This is a genomic window from Pseudomonas psychrophila HA-4 (assembly GCF_000282975.1).
In the GTDB taxonomy this organism is placed as follows: domain Bacteria; phylum Pseudomonadota; class Gammaproteobacteria; order Pseudomonadales; family Pseudomonadaceae; genus Aquipseudomonas; species Aquipseudomonas psychrophila_A.
Window position 1 is genome coordinate 193,281 of record NZ_ALJC01000075.1, and the last position, 15,461, is coordinate 208,741.

Genomic DNA, 15,461 nt, shown 5'->3' on the forward strand with positions numbered 1-15,461 from the left:
CGCTCTCTTTAGCCGCTGCCTCGTCAGCGGCTACAAGAACTGCACTATTTCAGCTAAGGCTATGTCTCTATGAACCCTTTATTCCTAGGCATCGATTGTGGCACTCAGGGCACTAAAGCCCTGATCCTCGACAGCCAGACCGGCCAAGTGCTGGGGCTGGGTGCGTCACCGCACACCTTGATTCAAGGCGAACACGGGCGCCGCGAGCAAGACACCGAACAATGGCTGCATGCATTACAAGAAGCCACTCGACAAGCCCTGGCCAATGCCGGAGTCAGCGGCCAGCACATCAAAGGCATCGGCGTAAGTGGTCAGCAACACGGGCTGGTGTTGCTGGATAAACACGGCAACGTCCTGCGCCCGGCAAAACTCTGGTGTGACACCGAGTCCACGGCCGAAAACCAGCAGTTACTGGATTGGCTGGGAGGCGACGCCGGATCACTCGAACGTCTGGGGCTGGTGATAGCGCCAGGCTACACGGTGTCCAAATTGCTCTGGACGCGCATCCACCATCCGCAGGTGCTTGAACAAACCGCCCATATTCTGCTGCCCCACGACTACCTGAATTTCTGGTTGACGGGGCGCAGTTGCAGTGAATACGGCGATGCTTCCGGCACAGGCTATTTCAATGTACGAACCCGCCAGTGGGACCTCGACATTCTGCGCCATATCGACCCCGACGCAGGGCTTGAGCACGCCCTGCCTGAACTGATCGAGTCCAGCCAGCCAGTCGGCACGCTGCGCCCGGAAGTTGCCTATCTGCTGGGGCTAAACCCTGATGCCGTGGTGTCCAGCGGTGGCGGCGACAATATGCTGGGCGCCATCGGCACCGGCAATATTGCGCCGGGGATCATTACCATGAGTTTGGGCTCGTCGGGCACGGTGTACGCGTTTAACGAACAGCCGCAGGTCAGCCCGGACGCCTGCGTGGCCAGTTTCTGCTCCTCCAGCGGCGGCTGGTTACCGTTGATCTGCACGCTCAACCTGACCAACGTTACCGGCGCCATTCGTGAGCTGTTAGCACTCTCACTTGAGGGCTTCAATACCCTGGCCAGTCAGGCGCCCATCGGGGCAGATGGGATCAGCATGCTGCCATTTCTAAACGGAGAGCGTGTGCCCGCTCTGCCCAACGCTACCGGCAGCCTTCAGGGGTTGACCCTGACTAACCTGAACCAAGCCAATCTGTGCCGCGCAGCACTTGAAGGCACGACCTTTGGCTTGCGTTATGGCCTCGATCTGCTGCGACGCAACGTTGTGCAGAGCCAAACCATTCGCTTGGTGGGCGGCGGCTCAAAAAGCCCTCTTTGGCGTCAAATGGTGGCCGATATCATGAATACCCCGGTGGTCTGCGCCGAGCAAAGCGAAGCGGCTGCACTGGGGGCCGCTATTCAGGCCGCCTGGTGTGCCAGCGCAGGTGCCGAGACGCTGGCAGATCTGTGCCAACGCTGTGTGCGGCTCGACCTCGACAGCCATACCCAACCCGATGCGACGCATGTCGCGGCCTATGAACGTGTCTACCAGCGCTACCGCGATCAGGTAGCCGCCTTATCCGAGTAAGTCTTATGTATTTGGTATGTGGTGAAGCGTTATTTGATTTTTTCGCGCAAGCGGACAGCAACGAGCCGCCTAACCAGGTGGGCTTCAAGGCCATTGCCGGAGGTTCGCCCTTCAACGTTGCCGTGGGTTTACGCCGATTAGGGGTTGATGCCGGGCTCTTTGCCGGGCTGTCGACTGACTATCTGGGCACACGCCTCAAGCACGTACTGTTGAATGAAGGCGTGAGTGATCAGTATTGGTTGGAAATAGACGCGCCCACCACCTTGGCCATGGTCGCGCTGGACGCCAGTGGAGTACCCGCCTACAGCTTTCGCGGCGAAGGTTGCGCCGACCGGCAACTGCACCCACAGCACCTGCCCGTATTAGGGCCAGAAGTACGGGGGTTGCATGTCGGGTCATTTTCACTGGTGGTGCAACCGATTGCCGACACACTGCTGACACTGGTGCAGCGTGAAAGCGGGCAGCGCCTGATCAGCCTCGACCCTAATGTGCGCTTAAATCCTGAGCCGGATATTGACGTGTGGCGTCAGCGGATCAATCAACTGATCCCTTATGCCGACCTGATCAAGGTCAGCGATGAGGACCTTGACTTGTTGTATCCGGGACAAGATCCGCTACAGGTCGCACAACTCTGGTTAGGGCAGCGTTGCCAATTGCTGTTTTTGACCCGTGGCAGCCAGGGCGTGAGTGTGGTTAGTCGTGAACACGGGCATTGGTCGCTGCCGGCACACGCGATAACCGTGGCCGACACTGTGGGTGCGGGTGACACCTTTCAAGCGGCGGTGATTGCCTGGCTGACCGAACAGGGGCTGGATTCAATCGAGGGTTTGCAACAGCTCAGCAAAGTGCAGATTGGCGCCCTGCTCGACTTCGCCTGCCGGGCTGCGGCGCTGACTTGCAGCAAAACCGGGCCAGACCTGCCGTACAGGCATCAGTTGGATTAATCGAGAACTCTGTAGCCGCTGCCGCGGGCTGCGGCTACAGAGCGTGTGCGGTTACCAGATCGACAGGTTGTAGCCCACGACTAAGCGCGTTTCATCAACGTCGCGGGCAAATTTCGAGTAGTTGGTGCGATAGGTCGCATTGCGAAAGCGCACGCTGAGGTCTTTGAAGGTGCCGCTCTGCACCACATATTTCAGCTCGCTGTCACGCTCCCACTCTTTGCCCTCTTCGCTGCGCCCCACGACGTTGATGTTGTCGCCGTTCACGTAGCGGGTCATAAATGACAAGCCATTAATGCCCATGGCCTTGAAGTCGTAGTCGTAACGCAGTTGCCACGAGCGCTCTTGCGCATTGGCGAAGTCGTTGACCTGCATATAGTTGACCAGGTAAGGGTTGGTGCCATCCAGATACGGCATAGACGTCTCGCCGTTCAGCCGTTGCCAGCCAGCGCCCAATTTATGCCCGCCCAGTGAGTAAGTCAGCAGCACGCCCATGGCCCGGTTATCGATAGTCGAGGCCTTAGCCGAACCCGCGTCATCACTTTTCAGCACACGTACATCTGCCGCCAACACGCCAGGGCCGATGGGCTGTTTAGCCAACAGGCCGATGAATTGCTGTCGGTAAATATCCTCCAGTTCCGCGTAATGATACTGCGCGGTCAGGCGCTCATTGACCTTGTAATCCAGCCCGTACATCGAGAAATGGTCGGCGGTGATGTTGCACGCGTAGCGCTTGTTTTTGCAGTTCAGGCGCAAGTCCTGGGAGTCCGTGGAGTCACGCGCCGTGTAACGGTCAAGACGCGAGGCCATAAATTTCAGGTCTTTAAGGTCCTGAGACTCAAGCAGCGCACCACTGAACATGTTTGGCAGCAAACGGCCATCGTTGTACTTCAGCAATGGCAGGTCGGGCAACAACGTGCCGACCTTGAGTACGGTCTGCGACACACGCATTTTGGCGGTCAGGCCAGCTTTTGCGTACTGATCTTTGGAACGACGCGGGTCGCTGCCGGTCAAAGGCAGCAATCCGCTGTTGCTGGTCGATGGGCTCGAGTCGAGTTTGATCCCCAGCATGCCCAGCGCATCGAGGCCAAACCCCACGGTGCCGTTGGTGTAGCCCGATTGCAGGTTGAGAATAAAGCCCTGTGCGGTCTCGTCACGCTTGGACGCGCCTTGCGGGCTTGAGCTGCCGCCATCGCGAAAGTCGCGGTTGAAGTACACCGTACGGGCCTCAAGCGAGGCGCTGCTGTCTTCAATGAATCCGCCCGATTGTGCCTGCGCTGCAAAACCTGCGCATACCGCCAGCGCACTCACGCCTGCTATGCGACGTGGTACTGACGATGAAAAAGGAAGAACCATGTACACGCTCCAGCAGCGAATCATTCGCACAACAAGACAAGAGAAGGCGCACCTGCGGTGAAAAACCCAAGCGAAACCATTCAATTTAAAAAAGGCCGGCAATTGTACGAAAGGCTATGCTTCACACTCATTCGACCTTAGTCGCACGCTCAAGACTGGGCATTTCAGGAACGCTGATGGCCTTGGGCCGGTATCCGGCATTAAATGCACCTCTTCTCAGATTCACTCTCGGGACTTATCCATGAGCGCCGTTTTTACCGTTAGCCAACTGTCGGCGTTGACACATAGCCCCTTGGGGGATGTCACCCGTTGGCCACACAGTTTGCGCACCTGCGCGCAGGTTGTGATGAACTCGCCCATGCCGATGTTGCTGCTGTGGGGCGAGCAACTGACGCAAATCTACAACGACAGCTTCGCCAGCCTAGCGGGCAATAAGCACCCGTCTGCCTTTGGCCAGCCTCTGCACCTGACTTGGCCGGAATACACGGATTTCAGTCAGCCAATCATCGACGCCGTCCGGGCCGGTCAGCACCGTTCGTTTTCCGATCAGTACTTTTTACTCCCGGACCCTCAGCAAGCGACTGAATTATGGTTGGACCTGACATTCAGCCCGGTGCTCGATGAGCAAGGCCAGGTAGCTGGCCTGTTGATGACCGCGGTCAAAACCTTGCGTCGCAGACGTGCAGCACTCAAGCAAACCGAACACGCCTTGCGCGAACTCAACAACACCCTTGAAGAGCGAGTTGCCCAGCGCACACAAGCGCTGGCCGAGGCTAACGAGCAGTTGCAACGCGAGATGCAAGAGCGTGAGCGGGCCGAAGAAGCCCTGCGTCACTCGCAAAAAATGGAAGCTGTAGGCCAGTTGACCGGCGGCATTGCCCACGACTTCAACAACATGCTGACCGGAATTATCGGCAGCCTAGACCTAATGAAGCGTTACATTGCCGCAGGACGTAGCGCTGAAGTCGGCCGTTTTACCGAGGCCGCCGTCTCTTCAGCCCGCCGCGCTGCGGCGCTGACCCATCGTTTGTTAACGTTTTCCCGCCGCCAATCCCTGGACCGCAAGCCGCTGGACCCCAACCATCTGGTCAGCTCGCTGCAAGAACTGTTCAGCAGCACCAAGGGTTCGCATATTGCTTTGGTGGTTGAACTGGGCCAAGACATCTGGCCCGTCAGCACTGACGCCGGGCAATTGGAAAGCGCCCTGCTTAACCTGATCATCAACGCGCGCGACGCCATGCCGCAAGGCGGGACGCTCATTGTCAGAACCGCCAACCTCTACCTTGCTGACAGCCGTACCAGCACCCTAGAGCCGATCACGGCTGGGGAATATGTGATGTTTGAAGTCAGCGACAATGGGTCGGGCATGACCCCGCAAATCCTGGCCAAAGCCTTTGACCCCTTCTTTACCACCAAACCCGTGGGCCAAGGCACGGGCCTAGGTTTGTCAATGATCTACGGCTTTGCCCAGCAGTCAGGCGGGCATGTGAGCATCGTCAGTGAAAGTGGCCAAGGCACGCGGGTGCGTCTGCACTTGCCCCGCCATCACCACGAAGACGAGAAAACTCAGGCATAATCCGCGCCCTCGTAAAGTGCCCCACAGTTGCAAGGTAAACGTCACATGAAAGCTCAAGCACGCCATATCTTGGTGAAAACCGCCGAAGAAGCCGAATCGCTCAAGCAGCGCATTGCCAAGGGCGAAGCCTTTGATGTACTGGCGAAGAAATTCTCCACCTGCCCCTCAGGCAAACGCGGCGGTGATCTGGGCGAAGTGCGGCCAGGACAGATGGTCGGCGTGATTGACCAGATCATCTTCAAAAAACCCTTGCGCGTGGTCCATGGGCCGGTGAAGAGCAAGTTTGGTTATCACTTGGTGCAGGTGTTTTATCGGGACTGATCGGCTGCTCCGTTGGATCGCCCCTGCGCGCGGGCAAACGCTACAGTTGCGAACGCAGCGGGGTGTCAAACCACTCCTTGCGCCCTTCAAAGGTGCTGGCAATCAAGTCCACCAGCATCTGTACTTCATTCGGGTGGTTCACATCCGCACTCACGGCCATCCATGCCTGGCGCTGCAAGCTCTCGGGTAACAATCCAGGGATAGCAATCAGCGCACGGTCGAAGTAGCTCATGTAGCGCGGCAGCAAGCCGATGCACGCGCCGCAACGGATCATTTCGAGCATTAGTGAGTAGTCCTGGACGTGCACCACGGCCGCTTGACGTTGCTCAATCAGGGTGTTCCAAGGCCGCAGGGCGTCGATGTTTTCGTCGGGCTGCCATTGCACCAACATGTAGTCAGCCAAGCCTTCAAGACTGTCAGGGCCACTGATCAATCGCGAATAACGTTTGGCAATGTGCGGCAGGTATTTGACGCAGGCCAGCGCCTTTGCTGGCTGAATGCAGAAGCTCGGGGCCGAACCCATGCCGTACATATCGGATAGCCACACCACGACGTCAGCCTCGACCTTTTGCAAATCCTGCTCGCTGTTAAGCGAGATGATGTCGAGACGCACGCTGGCATTACGGCGTAACAAGGCAATGAGGTCTCGGCCAAGGATGTCATGCAGGATCGGCTCGGCTACGGCTAGGCGAATTCGCGGCTGCTCGCAGGCGGATACCGACAAATTATGCTCATGGGCCAAAGCGCTGAGTTGCGCTTGCAACACTTGCCCCTGGGGGCTGAGGACCAGTGACCGGCCCTGGAAGACAAACAATGTGCTGCGCATCTGCTCTTCCAACTGGGCCAGTTGTTTGCGCAGCACCGTAGCCTTGATGTTCAGGCTACGGGCGGCCTGGGTGAAGCAGCCACAACGGGCGCTCACCAGAAAATAACGCGCGACGACGGGGTCGACAGTGTGCGCCAGTGCCGTCCTTGGCTCTGGCAACGCACAGGGTTTGCGGTACGGGGTGTTGTCTTGGTGTGCAGCCGGTTCTAGAAATGCCATGGGGGACTCTCCTTGTCGTGTGGGCATAGAAAGACGCTACAGATCGGTTTATGCATCCTTGCCAAATGATTTACTCGAGAAACTTGTTCAGCTCGGCGCCATCAATACTCAACGTCGCAGTATTGAGCATGCCTTCCAGGTATGACTTGGCGATTTGTTCCTGACGCTGATCACGCAGGGCCTGCGTCAGGCGCTCGCGCAGTTCATCGAGGGTCGCCGTGCGCGCCGGTCGTTGCTCGATCAGTTTTAGCACATGAAAACCGGCCGCACTTTGCACCACCTCCGAAACGGCACCCACTTTCAACCGGGCCACGGTGTTACGCACCTCTGGCACTAATTGTTGTAATGGCTGCAGACCAGAATCACCGCCACGACTGGCGCTGTCAGACTCCTGCGAGTACTGCTTCGCCATGGCAATAAACTCGCCCGGCGCTGATTGCGCCTTACGGCTTAGTTCCTGTGCCTTACGTGCTATCACATCGACGTTTTGCGGGTCAGTCACGGCCAGAAATATCTGGCTGATACGGTATAACGGCGGCGTTACCCATTGCGCCTTACCACTGTCATAGGCGGCTTGCAGTTCGGCCTGATTGGGGTAGCCAGCTGGTACCTTGCTGACCGACAACATGTAGTCGCGGAACACAATCTGCTCGGCAGCAGCGCGGGTCTGCTGTTCCACTTCTGGACGTTGACGCCAGCCCTGGGCATCGGCCTGTTCTAGCACTGCTTTTTGCGCCAGACGGGAACGCAGCCAGGTTTCCAGAGCACTGCGGTTAGTGCGCAGTTGCTCGCGAGAATCAGCAGGCAAGGCCGCCATCACGACCTTGAGCTCTTGTACATCGATTTGCTGGCTACCAAGGCGGGCGACGGCCGGACCGCTGCGCTCGATGCTCGGCACGGGTGTCGGTTGCGGAGCTGCTACCGGGTCGTTACCCGGGCGCAGAATCAACCCCATCGCAACCACCAGCAAGGTCAGCGCACCAGCGCCGACCACGAGGGTTGGTTTTTTCACTGGGCAGTCGCCTCTTCACGCGACTCTTCAGCTTGGGCTGGCTCGGTTTCTTCGCCTTGCGCCTGAAGCTGTGCCGCTTGCTGGCTGTATTCACGCAGGTAAACAATAAATTCTTGCAACAGGCGATCCCACAGTTCCAGTTGACTGCGAAGGTGCACTTCGCCCACGCCCGCCACAACCACGTCCATTTCCATCAACAGGAATTCGCCTTGCAGCGACAGCCGGGCAAAACGACGCGAAGCATTCCACACCTGGGTCAGGCCTTCAGGTAATTGACCTTGCACACGCAGCGCGCAGCTGTAAGTGAAGTCAACGTAGCTGCCCTCTTCCACTGCCAGGTTGCCGAAACGCACGGCAAAGCCGATGCCTTGGCTGGCGCTGAGCAACTGTACGATGCCGTTCTGTTCGGTTTCGTTAACACGGTAGCCGGCAGCTTGCAGCAGCTCAGTCAGGCTCTTGACGGTAACGCTAGTGATCAAATCGCTCATGGTGTGCTTCCTTGTCTATCAATGATTGAGTGCAGCTTGGGGTGCATCAAAACGCGTCTTGTACAGATCGTCGCCAAAGCCTTGGGCCAGTTCTTCAAACTTGACCCGCGCGCTGCTGGCGAAGGGCTGGCGAATGCTCATGACTTGCGCCACATCAATTTTTTCGTAGGCCGTGAGCAGTTGCTGGGCCACGCCGTACATCTGTTGATTCTTGGCTGAACATTGCTGCACTTGTGTGTCACGTTCCGTTAATTGCGTCTGTAAGCGCGCACGCTCTGTCTCTTTACCGCGCGCCAGCACCAACAGCTCTTCATAGGCCTTCTTGTACTTGCCGGTCTGCTCGTTGCTGGCAGCGACCTGAGCCTGTGCCTGGCTGTGCAGGTTCTGTTGCTGGCCGACCAGTTGCTGGGCCAGGCCACGGGTTTTGTCCAGTTCGCCCATCAATTGCTTGATCTGCACCTGAGCCTGCTTAGCCTGGTTCTCGGCCGCGATACGCGCAGCGCTGGCCTGAGCCTGCTCGCTTTGCAGCGTTTGCAATTGCGCGGTAGTGCTACGCAGTTGAGTACGCAGACGCTCCTCCATGGTTTCAGCCGAGACTGTAGCGGCTGTGCCCAGGCTGCTTAAGGCCAATACCAGGCAGCAAATTCGCGTGTTCATGTGGTGTCTCCCGGCGCATCAAAAGCGCGTATTGAGTTCCAGCTGCATGACGTCGACTTCAAACGGTGCGCCATACACTTCGGATGCGCTCAACCAACGAGCACTGGCGTAAATATTCTTGTCGATGCCGTAGCTGCCGCCGATGTAGTAGCCCTTGGCGTTGGTGCCGCCCAAATGAAAGGACGAGTCGTTGAAACCGTCAGGCAAGGCGTCAGGCTGGATGTACTTGTAACCAGCCAACACGTTCCAGTCGCCACGCTTGCGCATGTCCAGCGCGTTGCCGAGGGTGAACTGCACCATCACCGCGTTGCCACCGCTCTCAAACTGGTCTTCGCTGTTGATGTTGTTGACGATCTCGGAATCGGCACGCTTGAGCATCTGTTTTTTGTCGTAAGACAGGTTTCGGATGTAGTTACCCTGAGTGCGCAGCATCATGTTTTGCGGCAGTTCGGTGTCCCAGACCAGGTTCAGGTCGAGTACATCAAACTTGGAAGCCAGGCCCACGTACTGGGGTTGTGGGGTCAAGCCCGGGGTATCCGGATTTGGCACGATGTCGCGCAGCAGGAACACGCTGTTGCCCTTCTGCATGAACGTCAGGCGTGAACCGTCGGTGTCGCACGCTGGTTGGCCTTGCCACGGCTTGCAAGGGCTGGAACGCTGGCCTTCGATGTCTTCGAAGCGGTAGTAGGCCATCGCTCCTTTCAGGCTATTGCTGTTGTTGATCTTCCAGTCAGTGCCTATCTGGCCGCCGAACATCCATTTATTGCGGCTGTCTTCTTTGTCCTTACCGTTGCTGCTGGCCGTGTCCGAGCTGTACTCAACCGGGAACGCGCCAAGGGTAGCGAACAGCCCCCAGTCTTTATTGAGTTTGTGGTCGAACATGCCCGCCGCGCCGTCAAAGTTCAGGTCTTTGGAATACATCATGTCGGTGGAGTAGAACGGGTTGCTGAATCGGCCGCCGGTCAGGGTCAGGTCCTTCGTGGCTTTCCAGGTCAAATAGCCCTGATCGAGCCACAGGTCTTTTTTGCCAAAACCGCCTCCCAAGGTCTGGTTAGCCGACACCGGGTTGCTGTCGTTACCTGTGCCCACACGAATACCGGCGGTCCACTCCGGCGAAATAATCGCCTTCATGCCCAGACGAGCACGCAGGCGCATCAGGTTTTCACGGTCTTCACGGGTGTTAAGCAACGGCGGCAACTTGGTGTTGGTGTCTTTGTTGACGTCGTAAGGGCCGCTCTCGTTGAACTTGGCGTAATCGAGTATTTCGTTGCTGTTGTGACCCGAGAAGTAGCGCGATTCGGTCCGCAGACGAAGGTCGCCGTCAAAGCTGATACGCGATGCCCATTCTGGGAATGTGTTGGGCTGGGCCCAGTTTTCATTCTTGGCAGTGGTCATGACTTCAGCCTTGACCTGATCACGGATCTGATCACGCACGGCAGCCGGTACGTACTGCACGCGAACATCACCCGGCGCTGCCACGGGGCCTGCGGCCACTACGGTGGCGCTGGCCTGACGAGCTTGCTGGGCTTCTTTTTCAGCCTGCGCGATCAAACCGTCTGCGGCGGATTGCTTGAGTACGCCTTGTTCTACCAACAGGCGGATCAGGTTGATTGTGGCGTTTTCCGAGGGCGCTGCTGGGGCTGCCGTCGCTTGGCCAACCAGGGTCGCGATGACCATGCCGACCGCTAGGGTCAGTCGATTCACGGGGGAAATCATGTGCTCACAACTCCTGTTAAAAACTGTAAAAAGTTTGATCAATCCGGGCGTCGGCCCTTCAGGGACAGACGTACCGGCAAGGTCAGCGAAGCCGGTGTACGTTGCGTTGCATGCGGGGCACGCAACGCGGCCAGCACCTGGGCATCGGTCTGCGCATCGCCACTGGACTGCACCAACACCACGCGGGTGACTTGGCCGTCAGCGCTTAACCACAGGTCGGCCTGCACCTGGTAGGCCTTCTTGCGTAACTCCGGGTCTTCGCGCAACAAGCGCTGAAACACCCCAGCCAGATATTGCTTGTAAGTCCCAGTACCCAGACCGCCGCCGCCACCGCCACCGCCTGCCATGCCACCGCCTTTGCCTGCACCGACGTTGAATCCGTCGTTACCAGACTGGGCGTCGCCATCAATCTGCATCGGGTTAGCCAGATCATCCGCAGGCGAAGGCGGTGCCTCCTCCTCGGGCTTGACGTCTTCGGGTTCAGGCGACGGCTCGGGCTCTACCACTTTCTCCTCCACCTGAGGCTCCGGCTCCTTGGGTTTCTCGGGTGGCGGTGGTGGCGGTGGCGGCAACGGGATAATCGTTGGCACCTTCGGCGCTTCCCTGCGCACGCCACTCATGTCATTGGCCCACTGCCAGATAAACCAGGCAGCGACGCCTGTCAGCAGCAGACCGGCGCCCCACTTCAACGGGCGCAAGCGTTTGTTTTGAGGCTGTGCGGTCATGTCGTATCAGCCCTGATTCGGTTTGCCGGTGACTAGCCCAACCTGCGACAGCTCCAGGCGACGCAGCAGGTCCAGCACTTCAATGACCTTCTGGTACTGCACCATGGCGTCACCGCGCACGATCACCGGAAAGTCCGGGCTCTGCGCTTTCTCGATACGCAGACGTTCTTCCAGTTCGCTCAGCGTCACCGGGTAGGCGTCCAAGAACACCTGACCGGCATCGTTCACCGAAATGGCCTTGGTCTTGGCCTCGGATAACGACACCGAGGCGCTGGCTTTAGGCAGGTGGATCTGAATACCCGAGACCTGCGCGGTGGCCGTGAGGATAAACATCACCAACACCACCATCAGCACGTCCACCAGGGGCGTGATATTGATGCTGTCTACCGGAGCATCATCGTCATCGTCGTGGGCGGCGTTTACAGAAGCCATGACGTTTCTCCTCAGGCCGGCAAAGCGGCGTTGGCGTGGTGTCCGCGCTGATGCGCTGCTTCACTGAATTGGCTCTCGCCGTGCGTTTCCGCCAGACGGGTGATGAACTCGTCGACAAACACGCGCATGTCGGCGCTGACTTCCTTGTTACGGGTAATCAGTCGGTTGTAGCCAAACAGTGCTGGGATGGCGACGAACAGCCCCATGGCAGTTGCCAGCAAGGCCGCGGCCATCCCTGGAGCAATGGCGTTGATGTTCACGTCACCGGCCATCGCAGTGCCGAGGAACACCACCATGATCCCCATCACCGTACCGAGCAGGCCGATGTAAGGGCCGCCGGCAATGGCGTTGGACAGCGTCGACAGCTTGGCGCTGAGTTGCTGGTTTTCGCGGGTACGCACGCCGTCCATGGAGCAACGGATGGCTTCGATGGTGGCGGCTGAAACCGATGAAGTGTCTGCACCTTGAGCGCGACGGGTACGGATTTCCTTCACTGCCACCAGGTACAGGCGCCACAGCGGCGAGTGAGTCAGGCGCTCGGCCAGGGCTTTGTCATCGGCAAACATTTCCAGGCGGGTGCCCACTTGCGAGAACTGCTCGCGGAAAATCTCGTTGGCCTTGCTGACACGACTGACCATGCTGTTTTTGCGAATCATGATGATCCATGACTGAATCATCATGCCCACCAGCACCACAATGATGATCCAGGCATCCATCGGGACTGCGTTAAACAGAAAACCCAGGCTGCCGAAGCCAAAGCCCGACTGCTCTTCGTCTACACCGTAAGCCACCAGTTTGGATTCCGAACCTTGTGCGGTGGCATCGGCCAACAACAGGCTGGCCGGGCGCGCGACCTTGGACAGGCGCAGTTCATCGATGGCACCGGCAAACGGCAGGTAATGGCTGGGTTCAGCGTCGGCGGCATGCGGCAGATCAGCACCAATGGCCATTGCCGAGTTGAAGGCAGGCATGGCGACAGCCAGGCTCGCAGTTTCACGCCCGTTGACAAACAGCGAGACTTTATCGCCCTCGGCGCTGACAGCCAGATGTTGCCATTGACCCGGATTCAAGGGCTGAGTCGACACAGCGCGGTGACCATCGACTTCTACGAAAGGTACGCCTTGGTCAACGCCGACCAGCAGGCTGTTACCGGCTTCGCGTCGGGCCAGCAACAGTTGCTCGCCACTGGCTTGGTCCAGACGCAACCAGGTGCTCAAGGTAAAGGCGCCACCCGCACTGTGTTGCAGCGACGGGCTGGCGGGCAGCAGCAAAGGCTGGCCATTGAGTTGCAGTGCACGACCGATCACACCATCAATGCTCACGCCCGTGGCGTTTTGTGCGGTGTTGCCATAAGCCGTGGTATCACGGGCCGGTGTGCCGTTAGCCCCTTCAAAATGGTAAAGCGCGGTGTAATTCGGGTCGAACGTCAGTTGGCCGTTCGAGGTGGCCACCGCTTTCTGATTGCCGTAGTACATCCACACGTCCTGACGCTGACCGCCCTCAACTTTAGGCACATCGACCCAGATCAGCGCCATGCCCATCAGCGGGTCAAAGCTTTCGATCTGATGGTTGAGCACAGTCTTGTCATCGGCGCTGACAAAACGCAGATCGGAACCGTCGTCCTTGACCCCATCAAATGTGAAGTTGCCCGTATGCAGACGTACCAGCAGTGCAGTGCGCCCTAAAGGCTGGTTAATCGCCGCGCCTTGCGGGGTGGTGTCGATCGAAATTTGCTTGCGGTAGTGCCAGTCATCCTGCCACCAGGCATGGGCGGTTGCCGGGAGCGCGAAGCCCAGGCAGATCAACAAACTCAGAAATAAGCGTTGCATGTCAAAGGATCTCCGTGAAAACGAATCAGAAAGTCGCCTGCACACTGAAGTGCAAACGAGAGTCATGTTTTTGGGTGTTCGGGCCATTAACCAGCGGGTAGCCCCAGTCCATGCTGCCGGACAGCCACTTGCTTAAACTGGCGCGGGTGCCCAGGCCAACGCTGGCCAACCGGTAATCATCTTCTTGCTCTTGCAGCGCGTCGCGCAGGTAGAGCTGCGCCGCGTCGGCGAAGGCGTAGAAGCGCCATTCCTGCACATAGCTGCCCAGGTATTTGGCCAGCGACGGAGTGCGCAGCTCTTGCGACAGCAAGTAGCCTTCGTCACCCGTGCGTTCGGCCGCCAGATAGCCGCGCACCGAGGTGGCGCCGCCAGCGGAATACTGTTCGTTGGAGACCAGCGGACCGGACGCCAGTTGGAAACCAACCTTGGTTGCCGCTTGCCAGTTATTGGTGAACGAGAGGGTGAGGTTCCCGTCGCCCTTGAGCACGGCGAAACTTGGGCTGGAGTCCCAGCGTTTGTCGCGAAATTCCTGGGAATCACTGCCGTAACCGAAGAAGGCACGGGTGCCGATCACCAAGTTGAGGTTCAGGCCCAGCTGCGATTGTTCGGTGTAGTTGTAGCCGTTGTAGCCGAAGGTCAGCGGTGCGTACTTGAGCGGGACTTGGTCGCTGCTGTCGCCAAAACGCAGTTGCTCGTCGAAGTCCTTTAAGTCGATTCCGGCCGAGAACGAGTTGGCCCACGTACCACTGGCTGGGAGGCTGTAAATGGCCGATACGCCATAGGAATGGCCTTTGCCCAGTACGTTACTGCCGCCGATGGTGGCGATGTTGCTGTCAGACTGGTAACCCGAGAACTGCACGCTCCAGCGCTCGCTCAACGGCGCGGTATAGGAGCCGGACCAGACCTTGGCGTTGTCCATGTCTTGGGGGGCGGTGAAAAACGTCAGAGATACGCTGTGGCCTAACTGCCACAGGTTGTCGTAACCCACGGTGGCGACGCTGCGTAGTTTTTCGGTGTCGGCACTGTAGTCGTTGTTCAAGCCGAGACTGGCGTGCCAAGGGCTTTGGTCTTCGACTTGCAAGTCGACGTCCATGGTGCCGGGGCGCTGGCCTTCATGTACCAACGGTGTGACCTGGCGGCCAGCGGTGCGGTTGAGGCCTGCGAGCTGGGTTTGCACGGTAGCGAAATCCGGCACGGTGCCTTCCTTGAGACCAGGCACTTCTTCACGGATTTCCACAGGGGAATAGTGCTTGGCGCCGACGACACGCACGCGACCCACCTTGGTTTCGCTGACTTGCAGATAAACGATACCGTCGTCGACCTTTTGCTCTGGCAGTTCGATAAACACCGACTGATAGCCGCGCTCTTGGTAAGTCTTCTGTAGAGCGTCACGGGCACCTTCGATGTCCTTTAAGGTTTTTTGCGGCCCAAGAAACGGGTATACCGCTTCTTCGATGGCTCGGGCGTCGAGCACGGTATTGCCGCGCACAAAGTACTCGTTGACGTCTACCCGCCGCTCCGGGCTCTGCGTTTGAGCGCCTTGCTCTTCGGCGAGTACCGGTTGCGCTAGCGCCAGCCAGCACAGCGCAGCGCCACCAACCGGCCTGATTGACTTGAACAAATGCTCCACACCGCCCCCTAAATTGCCGTAATAAAACCCGTTGCCTAGCGTGTTACACAGGTAAGACCGGCGTGGTCGGGGGCTACCGAACTGATGTCATAAAAGCTTCATTCATCTTTTTTAACAGGGCCGTTTGCCGCACCAAAATCCCTGTAGGAGCGCAATGAGGAGCCAAAAAAAAGGGG

Annotated in this window: 13 protein-coding genes and 1 pseudogene; 4 read left to right on the plus strand and 10 right to left on the minus strand. The window is 58.3% G+C overall.

The window, feature by feature from the left end; genetic code table 11:
- The first annotated feature begins 69 nt into the window (after window positions 1-69).
- Both xylB and B347_RS0110215 read left to right on the plus strand, forming a co-directional pair.
- Entirely contained in the window at window positions 70-1,557 is a 1,488-nt protein-coding gene (xylB, locus tag B347_RS0110210) for a xylulokinase (RefSeq protein WP_019409618.1), read from the plus strand.
- A 5-nt stretch (window positions 1,558-1,562) separates the two neighbouring features.
- The gene (locus B347_RS0110215) at window positions 1,563-2,501 is read left to right on the plus strand and encodes a carbohydrate kinase family protein (protein ID WP_019409619.1); all 939 of its coding nucleotides are present in this window, start codon (window positions 1,563-1,565) and stop codon (window positions 2,499-2,501) included.
- Window positions 2,502-2,552: 51 nt separating this feature from the next.
- Here B347_RS0110215 and B347_RS0110220 read toward each other — a convergent pair whose 3' ends face one another.
- Entirely contained in the window at window positions 2,553-3,854 is a 1,302-nt protein-coding gene (locus B347_RS0110220) for an OprD family porin (RefSeq protein WP_019409620.1), read from the minus strand.
- 241 nt (window positions 3,855-4,095) lie between these two features.
- Here B347_RS0110220 and B347_RS0110225 point away from each other — a divergent pair.
- Window positions 4,096-5,403, plus strand: a pseudogene (locus B347_RS0110225) (ATP-binding protein); the annotation flags it as partial.
- Between the two features lie 72 nt (window positions 5,404-5,475).
- Window positions 5,476-5,751 (plus strand): peptidylprolyl isomerase, encoded by a 276-nt coding sequence (locus B347_RS0110230; RefSeq protein ID WP_019409622.1) that lies wholly within the window; start codon window positions 5,476-5,478, stop codon window positions 5,749-5,751.
- A 40-nt stretch (window positions 5,752-5,791) separates the two neighbouring features.
- On the opposite strand, the gene B347_RS0110235 is transcribed toward B347_RS0110230, so the two are convergent.
- From B347_RS0110235 to B347_RS0110275, 9 genes are all read right to left on the minus strand, one after another.
- On the minus strand, window positions 5,792-6,796 hold the full coding sequence (locus B347_RS0110235; protein WP_019409623.1) for a LysR family transcriptional regulator: 1,005 nt from the start codon (window positions 6,794-6,796) through the stop codon (window positions 5,792-5,794).
- 70 nt (window positions 6,797-6,866) lie between these two features.
- Window positions 6,867-7,808, minus strand: a complete 942-nt coding sequence (locus B347_RS0110240) for a peptidylprolyl isomerase (protein ID WP_019409624.1) — start codon at window positions 7,806-7,808, stop codon at window positions 6,867-6,869.
- A complete protein-coding gene (locus B347_RS0110245; RefSeq protein ID WP_019409625.1) occupies window positions 7,805-8,296 on the minus strand; it encodes a YbjN domain-containing protein in 492 nt (163 codons plus the stop codon). Before B347_RS0110245 ends, B347_RS0110240 begins: the two co-directional genes overlap by 4 nt.
- An 18-nt stretch (window positions 8,297-8,314) precedes the next feature.
- Entirely contained in the window at window positions 8,315-8,953 is a 639-nt protein-coding gene (locus B347_RS0110250; protein WP_019409626.1) for a hypothetical protein, read from the minus strand.
- An 18-nt stretch (window positions 8,954-8,971) separates the two neighbouring features.
- A complete protein-coding gene (locus tag B347_RS0110255) occupies window positions 8,972-10,669 on the minus strand; it encodes a putative porin (protein WP_019409627.1) in 1,698 nt (565 codons plus the stop codon).
- 38 nt (window positions 10,670-10,707) lie between these two features.
- On the minus strand, window positions 10,708-11,394 hold the full coding sequence (locus B347_RS0110260; RefSeq protein WP_019409628.1) for an energy transducer TonB family protein: 687 nt from the start codon (window positions 11,392-11,394) through the stop codon (window positions 10,708-10,710).
- Between the two features lie 6 nt (window positions 11,395-11,400).
- Window positions 11,401-11,826, minus strand: coding sequence for an ExbD/TolR family protein (locus B347_RS0110265; protein WP_019409629.1), 426 nt, complete (start codon window positions 11,824-11,826; stop codon window positions 11,401-11,403).
- 11 nt (window positions 11,827-11,837) lie between these two features.
- Window positions 11,838-13,655 carry a DUF2341 domain-containing protein gene (locus tag B347_RS0110270; protein WP_019409630.1) on the minus strand — a complete coding sequence of 606 codons (1,818 nt, stop codon included), beginning with the start codon at window positions 13,653-13,655 and terminating at the stop codon, window positions 11,838-11,840.
- Between the two features lie 25 nt (window positions 13,656-13,680).
- The gene (locus B347_RS0110275; protein ID WP_019409631.1) at window positions 13,681-15,285 is read right to left on the minus strand and encodes a ShlB/FhaC/HecB family hemolysin secretion/activation protein; all 1,605 of its coding nucleotides are present in this window, start codon (window positions 15,283-15,285) and stop codon (window positions 13,681-13,683) included.
- Window positions 15,286-15,461: the final 176 nt, after the last annotated feature.

What these genes read in the sequence shown, in the direction of transcription:
- B347_RS0110260 (WP_019409628.1), bottom strand. Translation starts at nt 11,394, where the DNA reads ATGACCGCACAGCCTCAAAACAAACGCTTGCGCCCGTTGAAGTGGGGC.
- B347_RS0110220 (WP_019409620.1), bottom strand. Translation starts at nt 3,854, where the DNA reads ATGGTTCTTCCTTTTTCATCGTCAGTACCACGTCGCATAGCAGGCGTG.
- B347_RS0110245 (WP_019409625.1), bottom strand. Translation starts at nt 8,296, where the DNA reads ATGAGCGATTTGATCACTAGCGTTACCGTCAAGAGCCTGACTGAGCTG.
- B347_RS0110230 (WP_019409622.1), top strand. Translation starts at nt 5,476, where the DNA reads ATGAAAGCTCAAGCACGCCATATCTTGGTGAAAACCGCCGAAGAAGCC.
- xylB (WP_019409618.1), top strand. Translation starts at nt 70, where the DNA reads ATGAACCCTTTATTCCTAGGCATCGATTGTGGCACTCAGGGCACTAAA.
- B347_RS0110235 (WP_019409623.1), bottom strand. Translation starts at nt 6,796, where the DNA reads ATGGCATTTCTAGAACCGGCTGCACACCAAGACAACACCCCGTACCGC.
- B347_RS0110250 (WP_019409626.1), bottom strand. Translation starts at nt 8,953, where the DNA reads ATGAACACGCGAATTTGCTGCCTGGTATTGGCCTTAAGCAGCCTGGGC.
- B347_RS0110215 (WP_019409619.1), top strand. Translation starts at nt 1,563, where the DNA reads ATGTATTTGGTATGTGGTGAAGCGTTATTTGATTTTTTCGCGCAAGCG.
- B347_RS0110265 (WP_019409629.1), bottom strand. Translation starts at nt 11,826, where the DNA reads ATGGCTTCTGTAAACGCCGCCCACGACGATGACGATGATGCTCCGGTA.
- B347_RS0110270 (WP_019409630.1), bottom strand. Translation starts at nt 13,655, where the DNA reads ATGCAACGCTTATTTCTGAGTTTGTTGATCTGCCTGGGCTTCGCGCTC.
- B347_RS0110255 (WP_019409627.1), bottom strand. Translation starts at nt 10,669, where the DNA reads ATGATTTCCCCCGTGAATCGACTGACCCTAGCGGTCGGCATGGTCATC.